The organism is Rheinheimera sp. EpRS3 (assembly GCF_001513785.1).
Taxonomy (GTDB): domain Bacteria; phylum Pseudomonadota; class Gammaproteobacteria; order Enterobacterales; family Alteromonadaceae; genus Alishewanella.
The window spans coordinates 1-2,249 of sequence record NZ_LNQS01000006.1; the positions used below are offsets into that span (position 1 = coordinate 1).

The window sequence follows — 2,249 nt, forward strand, 5'->3', positions numbered from 1 at the left end:
GACCCGGACGGCGACAGCCTGACCATTACGGCCGCTAAAGCCAGTATTGGTCTGGTCAGTATTCAAAACAATAAGCTGTTATTTACCGCGCCGGATAACTTCAGTGGCACAGCCTCATTTAGCTATAGCATTACCGATGGCGAGCTAAGCGATATGGCGCAGGTGACACTGCAAATTGACGGCAGCAACCCGGATGCACCGGTTATTACCGCTCCGGATGATTTAATCATCAATGCTACCGGCCTGTTTACCAAGGTCGATGTCGGTGTAGCTACAGCAGTTGATGTTGCAGGCAACCGCCTGGGAGTGTCGCTGGTGAATGGCTTGCCGATGTTCGCAGCCGGGCGCCACGAATTGTACTGGCGGGCAACTGATGCCAGCGGTATTAGCAGCACGGTTACCCAGTTACTGCAAATCAACCCATTGGTTTCGTTAAGCAAACCACAAACGGTGATTAACAACAGTACTGTTACCATAGAGGTAATACTGAATGGCCCGGCTCCGGTTTATCCGCTTGAGGTGGCCTACAGTGTTGCTGGTTCTGCCAGTGCGGTAACGGAGCACAATTTAGCGGCCGGTTCAGTGCAGCTAAGTTCGGGCCTGCGCGCCAGCATCAGCTTTGATGTGTTTGCTGATTTAACGACTCAGGCAGAGAAAGATATTGTTGTTACGCTGAGCAGTAGCCTGAACCTGGGTGCCAATGCCAGCACAACCATTACGGCTACTGAGGCTAATCTGGCTCCGGTAGTGGTGCTGGATGCGCAGCAGCAAGGTGAAAACCGGCTGACAGTGGGCAAAACCGCTGGCGTGGTCACTATTTCGGCGCAGGTTACTGATCCTAACCCCGGTGATACTGTCAGCCAGCAATGGCAAGCGGATGCAGCTCTGACAAATATCTCTGCGGATGCGTCGCAGTTTGTATTTGAACCTGCCAGCCTGAGCAGCGGCGTATACCGCATTGCCCTGAGCGCAACAGATAACGCGGCAGAGCCGCTAAGCAGTACTGCGGAAATTTACCTGTTGGTACAGGATGTACTGCCTGTTCTGGATAACAGCGACAGCAACAACAACCTGATACCTGATAATGTTGAAGGCTTTGGCGACAGCAATAGCAATGGTATTCCTAACTATCTGGATCCGGGCTTTGACTGCAACGTCATACCAGAACAACTGGCCAGTATTGTGCAATTTGTTGCCGAAGGCGAGCCAGGCATTTGTCTGCGTAAAGGCGCAGCTGCAGCACTAAGCAACACCGGTGGCATCCAGTTAACTGCGGTAGATCAGCAATGGCTGGAACCTGATATGCAAGCCACCAACATCGGCGGCAGTTTCGACTTTATCCTGCATAGCCTGCCGGAAGCGGGCGCCAGTTATCGTTTGGTATTGCCGCAGCGCCAGCCTGTGCCACAAAATGCGGTTTACCGCAAATATACCCAGGCCAACGGCTGGACTAACTTTGTGCAAAACGAACGTAATCAGCTATTCAGCGCCGCTGGCGAACCGGGTTTCTGTCCTCCTCCGGGCGACAGCAGCTGGCAGGCTGGTTTAAATGCAGGCCACTGGTGTGTGCAGTTGCAGATAGAAGATGGCGGTGCTAACGATGCTGACGGCCTGGCCAATGGCACTATTGTTGACCCGGGCGGTGTAGCCGTTGTATTAAATGGTAACCAGTTGCCAGTGGCTGCAGACGACAGTTACTCAGTACTATGGAACCAAAGCCATACGCTGGAAGTACTGCAAAACGACACCGACGCCGACGGCGATACGCTAAGCATTAATCAGGCAGCTGCCGCTTTTGGCAGTGTCAGCATCAGCGATGACGGCCTGACACTGCTGTACACCCCGGCACAGGACTTTGTCGGCACCGATACGCTTAGCTATGGCATCAGCGATGGCAATAACGGCAGTGCCAGTGCCACCGTTACAGTGCAGGTGTATTACAACCGGCCGCCGCTGGTAACCAATGCAACAGCCAGTACTAATGATAAAACAGCGATTGACATTGATGTGCTGGCCAATGCCACCGATGCAGACGGTGATGCGCTTAGTATCAGCAGCGCCAGCGCTCAAAGCGGCAGCGTGACAATCACGGCTGCACAAACCCTGCACTACACCCCGCAAGCAGGCTTTGCCGGTACTGATACCATCAGCTTTACGGTAACTGACAATCGCGGTGGCAGCGTTAATGGCGAAGTGACAATTTCTATAACGGCTTATGAGGTAATTACCGTGGTAAATAAATCGTCTGG

Annotated in this window: 1 protein-coding gene; it reads left to right on the forward strand. The window is 53.1% G+C overall.

All coding sequences use genetic code 11. The features are described from left to right. On the forward strand, positions 1-2,249 hold a 2,249-nt coding region (locus AR688_RS07235), incomplete at both ends, for an Ig-like domain-containing protein (protein WP_156420245.1).